At 64.4% G+C, this 18,433-nt stretch carries 16 protein-coding genes; 7 read left to right on the forward strand and 9 right to left on the reverse strand.

Annotation, left to right across the window (positions count from 1 at the left end):
* The 3 genes from minD to metE all read right to left on the reverse strand — a co-directional run bounded on the left by minD (position 1) and on the right by metE (position 4,418).
* Complete coding sequence (minD, locus tag NHH73_02250; protein ID USX27141.1) at positions 1-816, reverse strand: septum site-determining protein MinD; 816 nt, start codon at positions 814-816, stop codon at positions 1-3.
* Positions 817-852: 36 nt separating this feature from the next.
* Positions 853-1,674, reverse strand: coding sequence for a septum site-determining protein MinC (gene minC, locus NHH73_02255; GenBank protein ID USX27142.1), 822 nt, complete (start codon positions 1,672-1,674; stop codon positions 853-855).
* Between the two features lie 353 nt (positions 1,675-2,027).
* Positions 2,028-4,418, reverse strand: a complete 2,391-nt coding sequence (gene metE / locus NHH73_02260; GenBank protein ID USX27143.1) for a 5-methyltetrahydropteroyltriglutamate--homocysteine S-methyltransferase — start codon at positions 4,416-4,418, stop codon at positions 2,028-2,030.
* A gap of 107 nt (positions 4,419-4,525) precedes the next feature.
* Between metE and NHH73_02265 the strand changes: the two genes are divergently transcribed.
* The 6 genes from NHH73_02265 to NHH73_02290 all read left to right on the forward strand — a co-directional run bounded on the left by NHH73_02265 (position 4,526) and on the right by NHH73_02290 (position 9,838).
* Positions 4,526-5,434, forward strand: a complete 909-nt coding sequence (locus NHH73_02265) for a LysR substrate-binding domain-containing protein (protein USX27144.1) — start codon at positions 4,526-4,528, stop codon at positions 5,432-5,434.
* 277 nt (positions 5,435-5,711) lie between these two features.
* Positions 5,712-6,890 carry an acetyl-CoA C-acetyltransferase gene (locus NHH73_02270; protein ID USX27145.1) on the forward strand — a complete coding sequence of 393 codons (1,179 nt, stop codon included), beginning with the start codon at positions 5,712-5,714 and terminating at the stop codon, positions 6,888-6,890.
* 97 nt (positions 6,891-6,987) lie between these two features.
* Positions 6,988-7,728, forward strand: coding sequence for an acetoacetyl-CoA reductase (gene phbB / locus NHH73_02275; protein USX27146.1), 741 nt, complete (start codon positions 6,988-6,990; stop codon positions 7,726-7,728).
* Positions 7,729-7,829: 101 nt separating this feature from the next.
* A complete protein-coding gene (gene pip, locus NHH73_02280; protein USX27147.1) occupies positions 7,830-8,786 on the forward strand; it encodes a prolyl aminopeptidase in 957 nt (318 codons plus the stop codon).
* A gap of 129 nt (positions 8,787-8,915) precedes the next feature.
* Complete coding sequence (locus NHH73_02285) at positions 8,916-9,362, forward strand: DUF2721 domain-containing protein (protein USX27148.1); 447 nt, start codon at positions 8,916-8,918, stop codon at positions 9,360-9,362.
* Positions 9,363-9,385: 23 nt separating this feature from the next.
* Positions 9,386-9,838 carry a hypothetical protein gene (locus tag NHH73_02290; protein ID USX27149.1) on the forward strand — a complete coding sequence of 151 codons (453 nt, stop codon included), beginning with the start codon at positions 9,386-9,388 and terminating at the stop codon, positions 9,836-9,838.
* Position 9,839: 1 nt separating this feature from the next.
* Here the strand turns inward: NHH73_02290 and NHH73_02295 are convergent, their stop codons facing one another.
* On the reverse strand, positions 9,840-10,457 hold the full coding sequence (locus tag NHH73_02295; protein USX27150.1) for an SRPBCC family protein: 618 nt from the start codon (positions 10,455-10,457) through the stop codon (positions 9,840-9,842).
* A gap of 206 nt (positions 10,458-10,663) precedes the next feature.
* On the opposite strand from NHH73_02295, the gene NHH73_02300 reads away from it, so the two are divergent.
* Positions 10,664-12,709 carry an NADPH-dependent 2,4-dienoyl-CoA reductase gene (locus NHH73_02300; protein USX27151.1) on the forward strand — a complete coding sequence of 682 codons (2,046 nt, stop codon included), beginning with the start codon at positions 10,664-10,666 and terminating at the stop codon, positions 12,707-12,709.
* A gap of 170 nt (positions 12,710-12,879) precedes the next feature.
* On the opposite strand, the gene NHH73_02305 is transcribed toward NHH73_02300, so the two are convergent.
* The 5 genes from NHH73_02305 to NHH73_02325 form a co-directional block, all read right to left on the reverse strand.
* On the reverse strand, positions 12,880-14,604 hold the full coding sequence (locus NHH73_02305; GenBank protein USX27152.1) for a Kef family K(+) transporter: 1,725 nt from the start codon (positions 14,602-14,604) through the stop codon (positions 12,880-12,882).
* A 90-nt stretch (positions 14,605-14,694) separates the two neighbouring features.
* Entirely contained in the window at positions 14,695-15,147 is a 453-nt protein-coding gene (locus NHH73_02310; GenBank protein ID USX27153.1) for a carboxymuconolactone decarboxylase family protein, read from the reverse strand.
* Positions 15,148-15,220: 73 nt separating this feature from the next.
* Complete coding sequence (locus tag NHH73_02315; GenBank protein ID USX27154.1) at positions 15,221-16,639, reverse strand: PLP-dependent aminotransferase family protein; 1,419 nt, start codon at positions 16,637-16,639, stop codon at positions 15,221-15,223.
* A gap of 23 nt (positions 16,640-16,662) precedes the next feature.
* The gene (locus tag NHH73_02320) at positions 16,663-17,784 is read right to left on the reverse strand and encodes a beta-ketoacyl-ACP synthase III (protein USX27155.1); all 1,122 of its coding nucleotides are present in this window, start codon (positions 17,782-17,784) and stop codon (positions 16,663-16,665) included.
* Between the two features lie 187 nt (positions 17,785-17,971).
* Positions 17,972-18,361, reverse strand: a complete 390-nt coding sequence (locus NHH73_02325) for a nuclear transport factor 2 family protein (protein ID USX27156.1) — start codon at positions 18,359-18,361, stop codon at positions 17,972-17,974.
* Positions 18,362-18,433 lie beyond the last annotated feature (72 nt).

Consider the following 18,433-nt stretch of genomic DNA (forward strand, 5'->3'; position numbering starts at 1 on the left):
TCACTTGCTCCCAAAAATACGCTGCAGAAGGCCTGGCTTTTCATAAGTGACGAAGCGCAACGGCAATTCCTGGCCGAGGAAGCGCGACACCACGTCTTCGTAGGCTTCCGCGACATCGGTGCCCTTGAAGTGAATGGCCGGGTTACCCTGGTTTGAAGCGTGCAGCACCGATTCCGATTCCGGGATGATGCCGATCAAAGGAATGCGCAGAATTTCCTGCACGTCTTGGTACGACAGCATTTCGTCCGCTTCCACGCGTTTTGGCGAGTAGCGGGTGATCAGCAGATGTTCCTTGACCGGCTCGCCGCCGGTCTGGGCGCGGCGCGACTTGGCCTGGATGATGCCGAGGATGCGGTCCGAATCGCGCACCGACGACACTTCCGGATTGGTGACGATGATCGCTTCGTCGGCGAACGTCAGCGCCATCAAGGCGCCGTGCTCGATGCCGGCCGGCGAATCGCAGATGATGAACTCGAAGCCCATGTTGATCAGCTCGTGCAGCACGACTTCCACGCCGTCTTCCGACAGCGCATCCTTGTCGCGCGTCTGCGAGGCCGGCAGGATGAACAGGTTGTCGCAATGCTTGTCCTTGATCAGCGCCTGGGTCAGCGACGCTTCCTTGTTGATCACGTTGATCAGGTCGTACACCACGCGGCGTTCGCAGCCCATGATCAGGTCCAGGTTGCGCAGGCCGACGTCGAAGTCGATGACGGCGGTCTTATGGCCGCGCATGGCCAGGCCGGTGGAGAAGCTCGCGCTGGAAGTCGTCTTACCGACACCGCCCTTGCCGGACGTCACTACAATGATTCTCGCCACAAATAATCCTTTTCAGAGAGATGAACAGCAGGCCATTCAGGCGCGGTTCGCGGAATTGACAGATAGTATATCGATTCGGTCGCCGACCAAGCGAATTTGCGCAGGGGAACGCGCGAACTCGGCGGGAAAACCGTCTTCAAAAGTACGGTAAACGCCGGCAATTGACACCAATTCCGGCGACATGGTCATCGCGAAGATGCGCGCGTCGGGGTTGCCGGAGGCGCCCGCCAGCGCGCGGCCGTGCAGCGTGTTGTAGACGTGGATGCTGCCGTCGGCGATGACTTCGGCGCCGTTGTTGACGACCGCCGTGATGATCAGGTCGCAGCCGCGCGCGTAAATGCGCTGGCCGGCGCGCACCGGGGTGTCGATGATCATGACGCCGGCGTTGCCGGGCAGGCTGTCGGTGGCAGCGGCGGCGGTGGCCGCCGCGACCGGCGCTTTGCTGGCGGCCGGGGCCGGGGCAGGGGCCGGTGCCGCCGTTGCTGCCTTGGCGGCGCCTTTGGCTGCGGCTGCGTCGGCCTCGTCGGCGCGCGGCTTGGTCGCGGTTTCCAGGCTCAGTCCGTGGGCCGCGATCTCGGCGGCCATGGATGGCGGCGCGTTGCGCACGGCGACCGGATTCAAGCGGTATTTTTTCAGCAGGGCGATGATGCCGGCCCAGTCGATCGGATCGCAGCCGGCCGGCAGCGCGGCGACATCGATCACGGCCAGGTCGTCTTCAAAAAAGTCGGTGGTGCCGCCCGTCATTTCGGCCAGCGCGGCGTCGAGAGCGATGCTGTCGGCGGTCGCCAGGATCGCGGAAACGGCGACAACGGTGGAAATCTTGATTTCGATAGGCTTTTGAAACAGGCTCTTGGACATGGGCGACAGTATTAGAGGTATATGAGGTAAACAACCTCGCGCGCATGCGCAGGCACGAGCATTCTACTGTGGAAACCGGAGGATGGGGAGGGCGCACGGCGTACTGCGCCAGTAAAAATGCGGGATCAGGCTGGCGCGGCGAGGCCGTGCGCTGGTCATCGGCGGATGCCGTGCCGTTACGCCTTCTTGTGAATTGGCTCGGGACGTCACCAAATTCTGAACCACGTAGGGCGGATTAGCGTAGCGTAATCCGCCAATGCGTGCGCCGTCGGCGGCGCATAGATGGCGGATTACGGCGTGCCGCCTAATCCGCCCTACGTGTCTCTGAGGTAATGCCGATGTCCGTGGACCCCTTAATAAATCGCGTGCTCGGCGCGCAGCTGGTGCGCCGCCGCCACCATATTGCGCAGCGCCGTCTCCGTCTCCGCCCACCCGCGCGTCTTCAGGCCGCAATCCGGATTCACCCAGAGATTGCCAGCAGGAATCACCGCGCTGGCTTTGCGCAGCAGCCTCACCATTTCCGCCTGCCCCGGCACGCGTGGCGAGTGGATGTCGTACACGCCCGGTCCGATCTCGTTCGGATAGCGGAATTGTCCAAACCCGTTGAGCAATTCCATATCCGAGCGGCTGGTCTCGATCGTGATCACATCCGCATCCATCGCGGCGATCTGCGGCAGGATATCGTTGAACTCGGCATAGCACATGTGGGTATGGATCTGCGTGCCGTCCGCCGCCGCGCCGGCCGAGACGCGGAACGCGCGCGTGGCCCAGTCCAGATACTCGTCCCAGCGGCCCCGGCGCAGCGGCAAGCCTTCGCGCACGGCGGGCTCGTCGATCTGGATGATGCCGATGCCGGCCCGCTGCAGATCGTCCACCTCGTCGCGGATCGCCAGCGCGATATGCAGCGCGGTGCGCGAGCGCGGCTGGTCGTCGCGCACGAACGACCATTGCAGAATCGTGATCGGTCCGGTCAGCATGCCTTTCATCGGCTTGCCGGTCAGGCTTTGCGCATGCACGGTCCAGTCCACCGTCATCGCCTTCGGGCGGCCGACGTCGCCGTAGATGATGGGCGGCTTGACGCAGCGCGAGCCGTACGACTGCACCCAGCCCAGTTGCGTGAAGACGAAGCCGTCCAGCTGCTCGCCGAAATATTCGACCATGTCGTTGCGCTCGGCTTCGCCGTGCACCAGCACGTCGAGTCCCAGCGCCTCCTGACGGCGCACCGCGTAGGCGATCTCGTCGCGCATCCTGGATTCGTAGTCGGCGGCGTTCAGTTCGCCGCGCTTGAAGCCGGCGCGGGCGGCGCGGATGGCCGGCGTTTGCGGGAACGAGCCGATGGTGGTGGTCGGAAAGTCCGGCAGTTGCAGGCGCGCGCGCTGCACGGCCTGGCGCTGCGCGAAACTCGATTGCCTGCGGTCGGCGTCGTCGCCCAGCGCGGCCTGGCGCTCGCGCACGGCTGGTTGGTGCACGCGTTCGCTTGCGCGGCGACCGGCCAGCGCCGCGCGCGAGACCTCCAGCGCATCGGTGACCGAAGCTTCGTGGATGCCTTGCAGCGCTTGCTTCAGCACGTACAGCTCGTCGAGCTTTTCGGTGGCGAAGGCCAGCCACGATTTGATGTCGGCGTCGAGCGCGTGTTCGGCGGCCAGCGTGAACGGCACGTGCAGCAGCGAGCACGACGATGAAAGCCACAGCTTGCCGCCGCGCTTGTCGACGATGGGCGCCAGGGTGGCCAGCGCCGCGTCCAAGTCGGTGCGCCAGATGTTGCGGCCGTCGACGATGCCGACCGACAGCACCTTGTGCACCGGCAGCCAGTCGGCGATGCTGGTCAGCTCATGGGCGGCGCGCACGCCGTCCACATGCAAACCGGCCACCGGCAAGCGGCAAGCCAGGCTCAGGTTTTCCTCCAGTGGCGAGAAATAGGTCGCCAGCAGCAGCGGCACGCCGACCTGGTTCAACTGCCAGTAAGCGTTTTCAAAAGCGCTGCGCCATGCCGCAGGCAGGTCGAGGCCAAGGATGGGTTCGTCAACCTGCACCCATTGCACGCCTTGCGCCTTCAGGCGGTCCAGCACCGCGCCGTAGACCGGCAGCAGCTTGTCGAGCAGGTCCAGGCGGTCGAATCCGGTCTCCACGGCCGCGCCGCTTTTCTCCTTGCCGAGCCACAGGAAGCTCAACGGTCCGAGCAGCACGGCCTTGACCGCGTGGCCGAGGGCCTGCGCTTCCGCGACTTCGTCGAACAGCCGGTCGCAAGCCAGCGAGAATGCGGTTTCCGGCGTGAATTCCGGGACGAGGTAGTGGTAGTTGGTGTCGAACCACTTGGTCATTTCCAGCGCTGCCGACGCGTGCACATCGCCATCGTGGGAATGGTCGTGGCCGCAGCCGGGACCGCATTCCTGGGGCTCTTTGCCGCCATCGCCGCGCGCCATGGCGAAATAGCGGCTCAGCTGCGATTGGCGGGGATCGAAGCCGTAGCGCGCCGGTTCGCAGCCCAATAGCTGAACATGATTGGCGGCCTGGTCGTAGAAGGCGAAATCGCCGACAGTGACGAAGTCCAGCCCGGCCCGCTCTTGCAGGGCCCAGTGGCGGGCGCGCAGTGTGCGGCCGACCGCTTCCAGTCCGGCCTCGTCCAGTTCGCCACGCCAGTGCGCTTCCAGCGCGAATTTCAGTTCCCGTGCCGCGCCGATGCGTGGAAAACCGGGAACGTGGGTGTGGATGTGGCTTGAGGCCGCTTTATTTGATGGTGTCATGATCGGTGTCATCCGCATTTAATATTGATGCGATAAAGTTTGCGGCATTCCGGTCTATAATCAAAACGAAAGATTTTGTAGTTTCACATGAAAATTTTTAATAGACCATGCTAGAGATACGCCACCTTCGCACCCTGAGCGCGCTTCGTTCGGCCGGCAGCCTGGTGCGCGCCGCCCAACTGCTCAACCTGACCCAATCGGCGTTGTCACATCAGATCAAGTTACTGGAAGATCGTTACGGCGGACCGCTTTTTGAGCGAAAATCCGTGCCGATCGGCTTTACCGCCACCGGCGCGCGATTGCTCAAACTGGCCGATATGCTGCTGCCCGAAATTGAGGAGGCCGAGCGCGAAGTGGCCCGGCTGACCCAGGGCGACACCGGCCAGCTGCGTGTCGCGCTGGAATGCCACACCTGCTTCGATTGGCTGATGCCGGTCATGGACGAGTTCCGCAAACGCTGGCCGGACGTGGAAATCGACCTGGTGTCCGGTTTCCACAGCGAGCCGGCCGAGCTGCTGCGCAGCGGCGCCGCCGACCTTGTCATCGGTTCGCCGTACGGCCCGGATTTCGTCACGTTCCCGCTGTTCCGTTATGAAATTTTGGTCGTGATGGCGCAAAAACACCGGCTGGCGATGCAACGCCGCCTGCACGCGGCCGACTTCGAGGGCGAGACCCTGATCACCTATCCGGTGCCGGAAACCCGCATCGACCTGATCCGTGAAGTGCTGCAGCCGGCCGGCATTCAGGTCCAGCGCCGCACCGCCGAGCTGACCGTCGCCGTGTTGCAATTGGTCGCCAGCCGCCGCGGCATCGCCGCCTTGCCCAACTGGGCCATCAAAAACTATGTCGACTACGACTACGTCATCGCCAAGCCGGTGGGCGACCACGGCCTGTGGAGCGACCTATTCGTGTCGGTGCCGGAGTCGCAAAAGCAAAAAGCCTACGTCCTCGATTTCGTCAAAGTGATACGCGAGCAGTGCGCCGCCACGCTCGACGGTATCAGATTATTGTCGTGACAAATTTACATTGTTTCTTCAAAATGTCTTGAGGCACGTCGAGGGAAAGATTGACAAAAATCAATGTGTCGCCAAATCCGGGCGCTTACGATGGCTCCGCGACTTGGGACAATCGTTGGCATGGATGCTGCTAGAGAAATAACCGGCATTCCTCGCGGCGACGCACAATCGAAACCCCCCACGACCTCGCCGTCGTAGGCGTATTATCGACGTTCACGTAGTTGCTCAATGTTGTTGCTAAACTAAGCCGGCCTTGGCCGGCGTATTGGAGAGTCATATGGATGATGTAGTTATCGTGGCCGCTGGCCGTACCGGTGTCGGCAAATTCGGCGGCAGCCTCGCCAAGATCGCGGCCTCGGACCTGGGCGCGCACGTGATCAAGGGCCTGCTGGCCAAGACCGGCATCGATCCAAGCCAGATCAGCGAAGCGATCCTGGGCCAGGTGCTCACCGCCGGCGTCGGCCAGAATCCTGCCCGCCAGGCGGTCATCAAGTCCGGCCTGCCAGATTCCATTCCCGGTTTCACCATCAACCACGTGTGCGGCAGCGGTTTGAAAGCCACGCACCTGGCGGCCCAGGCGATTAAATGTGGCGATGCACAAATCGTCATCGCCGGCGGCCAGGAAAACATGAGCGCCTCGCCGCACGCGATGCCGGGTTCGCGCGACGGCTTCCGCATGGGCGAGATCAAGATGGTCGACACCATGATCGTTGACGGCCTGTGGGATGCGTTCAACAATTACCACATGGGCATCACCGCCGAGAACGTCGCGAAAAAACACGACATCTCGCGCACCGAGCAGGACGAGTTCGCGCTGCAATCGCAGCTGAAGGCTGAAGCCGCTCAAAAAGAAGGCAAATTCAAGGACGAGATCCTGCCGCTGGAAATCGCCAATAAAAAAGGCACCATCGTCTTCGACAGCGACGAATACATCAAGCCCGGCTCGACCATCGAAGGGTTGGCCGGCCTGCGTCCGGCGTTCAACAAGGAAGGCAGCGTCACCGCCGGCAACGCGTCCGGCCTGAACGACGGCGCCGCCGCCGTCATCATGATGTCCGCCGCCAAGGCCAAGGAACTGGGCCTGCCGGTGCTGGCCAAGGTCAAGGCCTACGCCTCGTCCGGCCTGGACCCGGCCCTGATGGGCATGGGCCCGGTCTCGGCCAGCCGCCTGTGCCTGAAAAAGGCCGGCTGGACGCCTGACGATCTGGACCTGATGGAAATCAACGAAGCCTTCGCCGCGCAGGCCGTCGCCGTCAACAAGGAAATGGGCTGGGACACCAGCAAGATCAACGTCAACGGCGGCGCCATCGCCATCGGCCACCCGATCGGCGCGTCCGGCGCCCGCATCCTGGTCACCCTGATCCACGAGATGATCCGCCGCGACGCCAAGAAAGGCCTGGCCTCGCTGTGCATCGGCGGCGGCATGGGCGTGGCGCTGGCGATCGAGCGTCCATAAGATAACGATAAAACCTGCCGCCTCCGCGGTCGCGGGGCGGCGCGCGAACTTTGGTGTCAGCGAAGTTTGGTATCAACTACGATGAGGGGACAATAAAATGGCAAGAGTTGCATTGGTAACTGGCGGTATGGGCGGTCTGGGCGAAGCGGTGTGTTTCAAACTGTCGGCGCTCGGCTATAACGTGGTCACGACGTATTCCCCTGGCAATCCCAAGGTCGAGCAGTGGCTCGCCACGACGCGCGACCAGGGGTTCAACTTCCGCGCCTATCCTTGCGACGTGGCGGACTACGACTCGGCGCAAGCCTGCGTGGCCGCCATCGAAAAGGACATCGGCCCGATCGATGTGCTGGTCAACAACGCCGGCATCACCCGCGACATGACGTTCAAGAAGATGGACAAGCCGAACTGGGACGCCGTCATGGCCACCAACCTGGATTCCGTGTTCAACATGACCAAACCGGTCTGCGACGGCATGGTCGAGCGAGGCTGGGGTCGCATCATCAACATTTCGTCGGTCAACGGCCAGAAGGGCGCCTTCGGCCAGACCAACTATTCGGCGGCCAAGGCCGGCATGCACGGCTTCACCAAGGCGCTGGCGCTGGAAGTGGCGCGCAAGGGCGTGACCGTCAACACCATCTCGCCGGGCTACATCGGCACCAAAATGGTCATGGAGATCCCGCAGGAAGTGCTTGATACCAAGATCATTCCGCAAATTCCGATGGCACGCCTGGGCAAGCCTGAGGAAGTGGCCGGCCTGGTCGCGTATCTGTCGTCGGACGAGGCGGCCTTCGTCACCGGCGCCAACATCGCCATCAACGGCGGCCAGCACATGTCTTAAACCCCAGGCAGAAACTGGGGTCGTACCCTCTGGGTACGACCCCGCCTGGCGGTACGGGTTGGCGGTACAATTCGCTATCGAAGCGAAAAGGACCGCCCCCAATGTTCGACCCATCCACCCCTCTTTTTCCGCCCATCCTGCCGACCCGGCACGGCATGCTGGCGGTCGACGACCTGCACACCATCTACTGGGAGGAGGTCGGCAATCCGAACGGCATTCCGGTGATCTTCCTGCACGGCGGCCCCGGCGCCGGCCTGTCGCCGCAGCACCGCCGCTTCTTCGACCCGGAACAATACCGTGTGATCCTGTTCGACCAGCGCGGCGCCGGCAAATCGCTGCCGCTGGGCGAGTGCCGCAACAACACCACGCAGCTGCTGATCGCGGACATCGAACGCCTGCGCGCGCTGTTCGGCGTCGAGCAGTGGCTGGTGTTCGGCGGCTCGTGGGGCTCGACCCTGGCGCTGGCCTACGGCCAGGCGCATCCCGAGCGCTGCCTGGGCTTCGTGCTGCGCGGGATCTTCCTGTGCACGCAGGCGGAAATCGACTGGTTCCTGTATGGCGCGCAGTGGTTCCACCCCGAGGTGTACGCAGAGTTCATCGCGCCAATTCCGGAGGCGGAGCGCGGCAACCTGCTCAAAGCCTATGTGGACCGCATCATGAGCGACGACCCGGAAGTCCACTGGCCGGCGGTGCGCGCGTGGAGCCGCTTCGAGGGCCGCCGCGTGTTCCTGCTGCCGCAGCCGGAGGACCCGCCGTCGGACAGCCTCGATCTGGGCGTCGGCCGGCTGGAATCGCACTACATGGCCAACCTGGGCTTCTTCGACGGCGATCAACTGATCCGCGACATTGGCCGCATCGCCCATCTGCCGGCGGTGATCGTGCAGGGCCGCTACGACGTGATCTGCCCGCCGTCGTCGGCCTGGCGCCTACGCGAGGCCTGGCCCGGCGCGGTGCTGCACATGATCCCCGACGCCGGCCACGGCGCGATGGAGAAAGGGATCGCGCGCGCGCTGGTCGGCGCGACCGAACAGTTCAAGCGTAGCCGCGCATTTGCATAAACCCCGCACATTCGCGTACGCGGCGCCGGGAATCGGCCCGCGCACGCCCCGGGCTGCTACACTATGGCTTGACTAGCAATATCGACGGCCCAGAGAGGCAAGCATAAAAACCCAGCACTTATGGCAATCATGAATCTTCAGATCGGCGACATCGGCCACATTATCCAACTGGCCATCGCGCCGGTGTTCCTGCTGACGGGCGTGTGCACCAACTTGATGGTGCTGACCAACCGGCTGGCACGCATCATCGACCGTTCGCGGGTGCTGGAGGACCGGCTCGACATCGGTTACAGCGACGTCTATCTCAACGAACTCGATGTGCTCTACCGACGATCGCACCTGATCAACGCCTCGATCACCCTGTCGACCGCCTGCGGCCTGCTGATTTGCCTGGTCATCGCGATGCTGTTTTTGGGCGACATCACCAACACCCCGCTGGACAAATACATCGCCGGCATGTTCGTGGTGGCGATGCTGGCGCTGATCGGCAGCTTCTGCTACCTGCTGCGCGAAATCTTCATCGCCTCGGCGGCGATGCGCTCGCACCGCCACGTGCGCCGCGCCCCGGTCAAATAACCTGTAAAGAATAGAGTACCAACATGCACGACTACCAACGCCCTCCAACCCTGCACCGCTACGGCGTGCGCGAAGACCTGGAACTGGCGCTGACCCAGGGCCAGTTCATCCTCGTCCCGGCCTCGAACTGCCTGACCCTGAGCTTTTCGCAGGCGTGGGACCGCAAGCTGTTCGAGCTGTTCTCGGCCGACGCCTGCCTGATCATCCACAACACCGAGGAATTCGGCGAGCGCCTGCACCGCGCGGTGCAACGCACGCTCCCCAGCTGGGCGGGCATCGACGGCGCCGTCGAATATGGCACGCGCGCCGCGCTCGGCGCCGCCTTCACCAAGACGGCGGCCGAAGCGCAGGAGCAGGAGTGGCAGTTCGCCTGGCGCTCGATGCAGAGCAAATTGAGTTTGAATCCGGTGCTGGTGAAGATCGGCAGCCTGGAAAACTTCGCCGAGCTGCGCTCGCGCGATACTTACCTGGCCTGAGCTACCTGGCCTGATTGGGCTGCGCCGGCGCCGGTGCTTGCTGCGCCGGCGGCGTGACGGGGACCGCCGGCGTGGCCTGCACGCCGCCGCGTTTGGGCGCGTCGTCGCGGCGCTCGATGCGCGCCACCACGGCGCTCATCATATGTTCGATGTCGCTGCGGATCATGTTCGACCCCAGGATGCCCGGTACGTAAAAATTCGGCAGCAGCCTGCCGCTGTAGACAATCCTGGTGCCGCCGGTTTCGGGCACCGGCACCAATTCCCATTTCGATTCGTAGTGCTTCATGTCGCCGGAGATCAGCGAGATCTCGATCGACGACATCGGCTGCTCGGTCGCCCGCACGATCAGATGGATGGCCTTGGACATGAACAAAAAGCGCGCCACGCCGAATTGTTCGATGATCACTTCGTTACCGTTGCGTGACAGGACCTTGCACGATTCCAGGTCCGGCACGAACTCCGACATGCGCTCGTAGCCCGTCAGCACGCGCCATACCTTCGGCAGTGGCGCCGCCACCGTCGCTGTGGCGTCCACTTCATACATGTGCCGCGCTTCGGCGTCCACGCGATTGACCGAGACCTCCAGCTTGGGTAGTTCAAGCTTAGGTGCTTGTGCCATCGCCACCGGGGCAGCCACACCTAACAACAAATACACAAGGAATCGCTTCATCGTTCCAGCGTAAGGGAAAGGGTGGCAGAATACAAGCGAAGCGCCGTCACGTTACAAAATACACGCGGCGCGGGGCCTTTAGAAGCCCGGGTCTAGAGAATTCGGTTTTAATTCGGCCTCCGGCCTGACGCATACATCTGGACCATATAACTATAATGACAAACACACCATACCCCCATCTGCTGGCGCCCCTCGACCTGGGTTTCACGACGCTGCGCAACCGCGTCGTCATGGGATCGATGCACACCGGGCTTGAAGACCGCTTCTACAACTACGGCAAGCTCGCGGCCTTTTACCGCGAGCGCGCGCGCGGCGGCGTGGGGTTGATCGTCACCGGCGGTATTTCCCCCAACCGCTCCGGATGGTTGCTGCCCTTCGGCGGAACGCTCAACTTCAAGGGCGACGTCCACAATCACCGCCGCGTCACCAGCGCGGTGCACGAGGAGGGCGGCAAGATCCTGATGCAGATCCTGCACGCGGGGCGCTATGGGTATCAGCCGTTCGTGGTGTCGGCGTCGGACAAGAAATCGCCGATCTCGCCGTTCAAACCGCGCGCGCTGACGGAGGCCGGCATCGAGCAGACGATACGCGACTACGCCCGCTGCGCCAAGCTGGCACGCGCGGCGGGCTACGACGGCATCGAGGTGATGGGCAGCGAAGGCTATCTGCTTAACCAGTTCCTGTGCGCGCGCACCAACCTGCGCACCGACCGCTGGGGCGGCAGCATCGAGAACCGCATGCGGCTGCCGGTGGAAATCGTCAAGCGCATCCGCGCCGAAGTCGGTGATGACTTCATCATCATGTACCGCCATTCGCTGCTCGACCTGGTCGACGGCGGCAACACCTGGGAGGACGTGGTGGCGGTGGCCAAGGCGCTGCAGCACGCCGGCGTCACGATACTCAATAGCGGCTACGGCTGGCACGAGGCGCGCGTGCCGACCATCGTCACGTCGGTGCCGCGCGCGGCCTTCGCCGGCATTGCCGGCCGCCTGCGGCTGGAGGTGACGATACCGGTGGTGGCGTCGAACCGCATCAACATGCCGGCCGAGGCGGAAGGTATCCTGCAGCGCGGCGACGCCGACATGATTTCGATGGCGCGTCCCTTCCTGGCCGACTCGCACTTTGTCGTTAAGGCGGCGCAGGGCAAGGCCGACGAGATCAACACCTGCATCGGCTGCAACCAGGCCTGCCTCGATCACACCTTCTCCAACAAGCGCGCCAGCTGCCTGGTCAACCCGCGCGCCTGCCACGAGACGGAACTGGTATACGCGAAGACGGCCAGGCCGCGCCGCGTGGCGGTGGTCGGCGCCGGGCCGGCCGGATTGTCGGCGGCCACGGTGGCGGCCGAATGCGGCCACGATGTTACGCTGTTCGATTCCAGCGACAGTGTCGGCGGCCAGTTCAAGATCGCCATGCAGATTCCGGGCAAGGAGGAATTCGCCGAGACCATCCGCTACTTCCGCCGCCAGATCGATTTGACGGGCGTGAAGCTCAGCCTGGGCAGGCGCGTCACGCGCGAGCAGCTCATCGCCGAGGGCTACGACGAGGTGGTGGTCGCAACCGGCATCAAGGTGCGCCGTCCGCCGATCGAGGGCATCGATCATCCGAAGGTGCTGTCGTATATCGACGTGTTGCAGAACAAGGCGCCGGTCGGCAGGCGGGTGGCCATCATCGGCGCGGGCGGCATCGGCTTCGATGTCGGCGAATATCTGCTGCACGATCCGAAGCATCCGCTGCCGCTGGCGCTGGATGTCTGGGCCAGGGAATGGGGCGTTGGTTTGAAGGGCGATACGCCCGGTGGCTTGGTGGCGCCGGAAACGCCGGCGCCGGTGCGGCAGTTGTATCTGCTGCAGCGCAAGACGTCCAAGCTGGGGGCGGGGCTGGGCAAGACCTCGGGCTGGGTGCATCGCGCCGTCCTGGCGCGCAATGGCGTGGTGATGATCGCCGGCGTGCAGTACGACCGGATCGACGACCAGGGCCTGCACATCACGGTCGGCGGCGAGCAGCGCTTGCTGTCGGTCGATAACGTGGTGGTGTGCGCGGGTCAGGACAGCCTGACCGAGTTGATGCCGACGGAGGAGGAAGTGAAAGCGAATCCGTCGTGGCCGCGCTTCCGCAAGATCGGCGGCGCCGCGCTGGCGGCGGAGCTGGACGCCAAGCGCGCCATCAAGGAAGGAGCGGAGCTGGCGGCAGGCCTCTAGTCTGTTTGTGTCGCTGGCGGAGCTTGGCGGATTACGCTGTGCTAATCCGCCCTACGTGGATCACAGGCGGATCGCCTGCCTCGGCTTCCATCACTGACGTCGAGTAACCACGGAGACACGTAGGGCGGATTAGCCGGAACGGCGTAATCCGCCACCGAGCCGCCGATGGCTTAATGCCCGCCGCTTTTACGCTCGAAATTGGTGACGACGAAATCGGTCATGCCGTTGGCCAGTTCCTCCTCGCCGATGAAGATTTTGCCGGCCAATTCGCTGCGCAGCAGCTCCGCTTCCTCTTCGTTGTGCGTGCGCACCACGGTCTTGATATTCGGGTTGAGCAAACGCGCCGTTTCCACCATCGCCCGCACGTGGAAGGTGTCCGGCGTGGCGATCACCAGCATGCCGGCGCGCGCGATGTGCGCCTGGATCAGCACCGCAGGCTCGCCCGCGTTGCCGGCCACCGCGTGGATGCCATCCTTGCGCAGCTGGTCGACGATCTCGCGGTTCTGCTCCGCCACCACGAACGGGATGCTGTGCTTGAGCAGCACCTCGGCGATGCGCCGGCCCACGCGGCCATACCCGACCAGCACGACCTGTCCGTCCAGATGCTCGTGCGGCACCGACATCGGCAGCTCCGCCAGCGGATCGGCAGTGCGCTCGAACTTCGACATGATCGAACCATCCTTGCCCATCCACCGCTCCAGCGGTTTGGAGAGGCGGAACACCACCGGGTTCAACGCGATCGAGATGATGGCGCCGGCCAGGATCAGGCTCTGGCCCTCGATCGGCATCAGCTTGAGCGATAATCCCAGCGCCGCCAGGATGAAGGAGAATTCGCCGATCTGCGCCAGGCTGGCTGACACCATCAGCGCCGTCTTGGCCGGATAGCGCAGCAGCACTACCAGCACGAAGGCGGCCAGCGATTTTCCGAACACGATGATGGCCACCACCGCCAGCAGTTTGAGCGGCTGCCCGGTCACGATGGTCGGCTCGAACAGCATGCCCACCGATACGAAGAACAGCACCGCGAACGCGTCGCGCAGCGGCAGCGACTCCTGCGCCGCGCGGTGCGCCAGTTCGGACTCGCGCAGCACCATGCCGGCGAAGAAGGCCCCCAGCGCGAACGAGACGCCGAAGTAGTGCGTCGAGCCGTAGGCGATGCCGACGGCGGCAGCGATCACGCACAAGGTGAACAGCTCGCGCGAACCGGTGCGCGCCACCTGCCACAGGATCCACGGGAACAGCTTGCGGCCGACCACCAGCATCAGCGCGATGAATGCGCCGACCTTGCCGAGCGTGAGCGCCAGTGTGCCCCACAGATCGACTTCGCCGGCGGGGATGGCGACGCCGTGTTCATCGAGCGAGACGCCGCCGAGCGAGCCGGCCAGCGCCGGCAGCAGCACCAGCACCATGACGGTGACCAGGTCTTCCACGACGAGCCAGCCGACCGCGATGCGGCCGTTGAAGGTATCGAGGATGCCGCGTTCCTCCAAGGCGCGCAGCAGCACCACGGTGCTGGCCACCGACAGCGCCAGGCCGAATACCAGGCCGCCGCCGATGCTCCAGCCCCAGAAGTGGGCCAGCGCCATGCCGAGCGCCGTGGCGACGGCGATTTGCAGCACCGCGCCGGGCAGCGCGACCTTGCGCACCGCCCACAGGTCGTCGAGCGAGAAGTGCAGGCCGACGCCGAACATCATCAGCATCACGCCGATTTCGGCCAGCTGCGACGCCAGCGCGGCGTCGGCGACGAAGCCCGGCGTCGCAGGTCCCAACATGATACCCGCAGCCAGATAACCCACCAGCGCCGGTAGCTTGAGGCGCGTTGCAAGGTAGCCGAACACCAGGCCGAAGCCCAGCGCCGCTGCGATTGTGGTGATCAGACTGATATTGTGGGGCATGCGCGGGGGGCTCCTCTGGGGTTGGGGACAGCCCAAAGGGTAGCACACGCCGGCAAGCCGACAACACCCCTGCACGCGATGGCGGCGCGCCTATTTGCTCAGCGCGGCCGGCACCAGGCGCATGCCGACGCCGATGCGGTTGAATGCGCTCATCAGCGCAATCGACATGGTCAGATCGGCGAGTTCCTTTTCACCCAGCACGGCGGCTGCCTTCTGGAAGTCGGCGTCCGGGGCGTTGGTCTCGGCCACGCGGGTAAGCGTCTCGGCCCAGGCCAGCGCGGCGCGTTCCTGCTCGGAGAACAGGGCCTCGGCTTCCCGCCATACCGGCACCAGCACGACCTTGTCGATGCCGACGCCGTGTGCCAGCAGGTCGCGCGTGTGCATATCGATGCAATAGGCGCAGCCGTTGATCTGCGAGACGCGCAGATCGACCAGCTCCAGCAACTCGCGCGGCAGGCTCGATTCCTGCAAGGCGGTTTTTACGGCGCCGAAGCCCTTGTAGGCTTGCGGGGAAAGCTTGAAGATGTCGAGTCGGGCGGTCATGGCGTTTCCTTGGTTGATTGCGGATAGCCGTATTGTGCGATTTCATGGCTTAGCCGGGAAGTGCCAAGATCGGTCAACTTAACTGGGCCATGATGCCCAATGCCAGCTCGCGCGCCCGTCGTGGGGTCTCGATATTGGTAAAGCTCAGCAGCAGTGCCGACGACGCCTGCGGCAGCGCGCTGCATTCGGACAGTGGCAGCGCGAACATGCCTTCCTGCCGCAGGCGCGCCGCCAGCGCGCGGTCGGCGTGCCTGCCCGGCAGGCGCAGCACCAGGTGCATGCCGCCGGGTTGCGGATCGATGCGCAGGTGCTTGCCCAGCACTTTGGTCAGCTCGGCGGCCACCATCTCGCGACGTTCGCCGTACAGCCGCCGCATGCGCTGGATGTGGCGGGCGAAGTGGCCTTCGTTCATGAAGCTGGCGACGATGTCCTGGGTCAGCGCCGGACCACCGGCGGCAAAGGTCTCGCACACCGCCTCGAAGCGCCTCACCTGCGCCGGCGGCACCACCAGATACGCCAGCCGGACCGCCGGGAACAGCACCTTGCTGAAGGTGCCGGCGTACAGCACGCGCCCCACGCGGTCCAGGCTTTTCAGTGCCGGCAGCGGGCGGCTCACATAACGGTATTCGCCATCGTAGTCGTCCTCGATGATCCAGGCGTCGCTGTGCGCGGCCCAGTCCAGCAGCGCCAGGCGGCGCGGCAGCGACAGCGACACGCACAGCGGGCTTTGATGGGCGGGTGTGACCACGGTCGCCCGCGCATCGGGCGCGCTGGCGACACCATGCGCCACCTGCAGTCCTTCGTCGTCGACCCGTACCGGCACCGGGCGCATGCCCGCTTGCGTCAGCAGTTCGCCGGTGGGCGGGTAGCCGGGATCTTCGATCCATACGCGATCGCCGGGATGCAGCAGCGCGCGCGCGGCCAGCTCCAGCGAGTTGCGGTAGCCCGAGGTGACGAACACCTGCGCCGGGGCGCAGTCGATGCCGCGCGAGAGTTGCAGGTAGGTGGCGATGGCGGTGCGCAGCGCTTGCGTGCCGCAATACGGCGGGTAAACCATGTCGGCGGCCTGCGTGGCGCGGATCGCGCGCGCCGCCAGCGCGGCCCACACCTTGCGCGGAAACGCGTCCAGCGCGGGCAGGCCCATTTGAAACGGCCTGCCAAGCGGCGCCGGCGAGCCGGCCAGGTCGGTGGAACGATCTTGCGCCCGGGCCGATGGCGCCACCGGCGCGTGCCGCGTCAACGCCGGCGAGACGACGGTGCCGGCCTGGCCGCGGGTCTCCAGGTAGCCCTCGGCGCCAAGCAGCGAGTAGGCCGCTTCCACCGTGCCGCGCGCAAGGCCCAGGTCCAGCGCCAGCGCGCGAGCCGACGGCACGCGCGCCCCCGGCTGCAGCATGCCGTCAGCGATGGCGGAGCGGTAGCGGGTGTAGATCTGGCGGTACAGCGGTTCGGCCGCACCTTGGTCGAGCATGAGGAAGTCCGGGGCGGCTGTCATCGCGCGCTACCGCCTGCGCGCCGTTAGACTTTGCGCACCACCACGCAGCCGATCGAGTAGCCGGCGCCGAACGAGCAGATCACGCCCAGCTGGCCCGGGGCCATGTCGTCGGAGTGCTTGTGGAAGGCGATGATCGAGCCGGCCGACGAGGTGTTGGCGTATTCGTCGAGGATCACCGGCGCCTCGCCCGGCTCGGCGTCGCGGCCCAGCACCAGGCGGCTGATCAGCAGGTTCATGTTCAGGTTGGCCTGGTGCAGCCAGTAGCGGCTCACCTGCGGCACTTCCAGGCCGGCGCCGGCGATCGTGGTCTTGATCATCTCGGCGGCCATCGGGCACACATCTTTAAAGACTTTCCTGCCCTGCTGGCGGAACAGCTTGTCCGGCTGGCCGATGCCGGCCTCGTCGAAGCGGTTGAGGAAGCCGAAGTTGTTGCGGATGTTGTTCGAGAAGCTCGTCTTGAGCTTGGTGTCGAGGATTTCCCAGCGCTGCGAACCCTTGGCCGTGTCGGCCGCCTCGATGACCATCGCCGTGCAGGCGTCGCCGAAGATGAAGTGGCTGTCGCGGTCGCGCCAGTTCAGGTGGCCGCTGGTGATTTCCGGATTGAGCACCAGCACCGCGCGCGCCTGGCCGCTTTGCACCGCCGCCACCGCCTGCTGGATGCCGAAGGTGGCCGACGAGCAGGCCACGTTCATGTCGAAGCCGTAGCCGTCGATGCCGAGCGCGCCCTGCACCTCGACCGCCATCGCCGGGTAGCCGCGCTGCATGTTCGAGCAGGCGACCAGCACCATGTCGATGTCGGCCGGCACGCGGCCGGCGCGGTCCAGCGCCTGGTGGGCGGCGGCCACGCAGATTTCTGCTTGCAGCGACAGTTCCTCGTCGGCGCGCTCGGGAATGCGCGAGACCATGCGCTTCGGGTCCAGGATGCCGGATTTTTCCATCACATAGCGCGACTTGATGCCGGACGCTTTTTCGATGAAGGCCACGCTCGACAGCTCCAGCGGCGTGACGGTGCCTTCCGCGATGGCGCCGGCGTTGTCGGCGTTGAATTGCCCGGCGTAGGCGTTGAAGCACTCGACCAGCTCTTCATTGGAGATCGATTGCGCTGGCGTAAAAAGGCCGGTACCGCTGATGACGGCTTGTTTCATGATTAAACTTTCGAATTTGGCAATGGCTTGCGCCAATAATGAGCCAAATTCTACACAATGACCGCATGATCCGCGTAATAAAGGGACGAAATAAAAATGGCGCCCCGATGACGCCGCCGGTTACCGCCCGGTTCGTGTAGCAATGGCGGACCTGACCCCGGATGTGATCCGGATGTGATCCTGAATGTTAATTGCCCCAGAATAGATCTTCCTGCGCCTGGTCGCTGGAGAACAGCCGCACTGCGACGATTTTGCCCGCCTCGATGCGGACCAGGTCCACGCCGCGTTGCCGGAGCTTGATGCCGTTGGCCTCGCCGGCAAATTCGATCGTGATGGCGACCAGCTCGCCGTTTGCCATGTAGTCGTCGGCGCGGGTGATCGCGAAAGTGCCGTTGGATACTTCCATCATCTTGCCCAGCATCGGGCCGACGGCGGCCATGCCCTGGTGCGTGCCGGAGAACTGGTTGTTGCCTGGCTGGTGCCAAATCACGTCGGGCGAGATGATGGCGCCCAGGGTGGCCTGGTCGCCAGCTTGTATCGCCTTGATGTAGGTTTTTGCGATGTCAATGTTGGTCATGGTGGTTCCGTTAGGTTGGTCGATAGGGTTATTATTGGACATCTCCAGCTAAATGAAACGGTCTAAACGGGA

Source organism: Oxalobacteraceae bacterium OTU3CINTB1 (genome assembly GCA_024123955.1).
Taxonomy (GTDB): Bacteria; Pseudomonadota; Gammaproteobacteria; order Burkholderiales; family Burkholderiaceae_D; genus Rugamonas.

Bases quoted from the DNA above. Each gene is read 5' to 3' on its own strand.
- minC (USX27142.1), bottom strand. From the start codon at position 1,674: ATGTCCAAGAGCCTGTTTCAAAAGCCTATCGAAATCAAGATTTCCACC.
- metE (USX27143.1), bottom strand. From the start codon at position 4,418: ATGACACCATCAAATAAAGCGGCCTCAAGCCACATCCACACCCACGTT.
- NHH73_02265 (USX27144.1), top strand. From the start codon at position 4,526: ATGCTAGAGATACGCCACCTTCGCACCCTGAGCGCGCTTCGTTCGGCC.
- NHH73_02270 (USX27145.1), top strand. From the start codon at position 5,712: ATGGATGATGTAGTTATCGTGGCCGCTGGCCGTACCGGTGTCGGCAAA.
- phbB (USX27146.1), top strand. From the start codon at position 6,988: ATGGCAAGAGTTGCATTGGTAACTGGCGGTATGGGCGGTCTGGGCGAA.
- pip (USX27147.1), top strand. From the start codon at position 7,830: ATGTTCGACCCATCCACCCCTCTTTTTCCGCCCATCCTGCCGACCCGG.
- NHH73_02285 (USX27148.1), top strand. From the start codon at position 8,916: ATGAATCTTCAGATCGGCGACATCGGCCACATTATCCAACTGGCCATC.
- NHH73_02290 (USX27149.1), top strand. From the start codon at position 9,386: ATGCACGACTACCAACGCCCTCCAACCCTGCACCGCTACGGCGTGCGC.
- NHH73_02295 (USX27150.1), bottom strand. From the start codon at position 10,457: ATGGCACAAGCACCTAAGCTTGAACTACCCAAGCTGGAGGTCTCGGTC.
- NHH73_02300 (USX27151.1), top strand. From the start codon at position 10,664: ATGACAAACACACCATACCCCCATCTGCTGGCGCCCCTCGACCTGGGT.
- NHH73_02305 (USX27152.1), bottom strand. From the start codon at position 14,604: ATGCCCCACAATATCAGTCTGATCACCACAATCGCAGCGGCGCTGGGC.
- NHH73_02310 (USX27153.1), bottom strand. From the start codon at position 15,147: ATGACCGCCCGACTCGACATCTTCAAGCTTTCCCCGCAAGCCTACAAG.
- NHH73_02315 (USX27154.1), bottom strand. From the start codon at position 16,639: ATGACAGCCGCCCCGGACTTCCTCATGCTCGACCAAGGTGCGGCCGAA.
- NHH73_02320 (USX27155.1), bottom strand. From the start codon at position 17,784: ATGAAACAAGCCGTCATCAGCGGTACCGGCCTTTTTACGCCAGCGCAA.
- NHH73_02325 (USX27156.1), bottom strand. From the start codon at position 18,361: ATGACCAACATTGACATCGCAAAAACCTACATCAAGGCGATACAAGCT.